Annotated in this window: 1 protein-coding gene; it reads right to left on the bottom strand. The window is 54.7% G+C overall.

Annotated features, from left to right (window positions below; all coding sequences use genetic code 11):
• Positions 1 to 241 (bottom strand): HisA/HisF-related TIM barrel protein (locus tag SB658_RS24460; RefSeq protein WP_410602970.1); only part of this gene is annotated, 241 nt, incomplete at its 3' end.
• Between the last annotated feature and the right edge of the window lie 26 nt (positions 242 to 267).

Here is a 267-nt window from a genome sequence, read left to right on the forward strand (position 1 = left end):
CGCCGACCGTAAACGGAATCGCCAGTTTTGCCGCAACTTGTTCTACGACGTCTGTCATCGTCTTGCGGCCTTCGTGAGAGGCGGAAATGTCGAGAAAAACAAGTTCGTCTGCGCCCTCCCTGTCGTAGGCTTCGGCCAGCTCGACAGGATCGCCCGCATCTTTTAGCCCGAGAAATTGAATGCCCTTGACGACGCGTCCTTCTTTCACCTCGAGACATGGAATGATTCGTTTCGTGATCATGCGTCCTTCACCCTTCTGAGCGCTTC

Source organism: Bacillus sp. SIMBA_008, from assembly GCF_046535495.1.
GTDB lineage: Bacteria > Bacillota > Bacilli > Bacillales > Bacillaceae > Bacillus > Bacillus subtilis.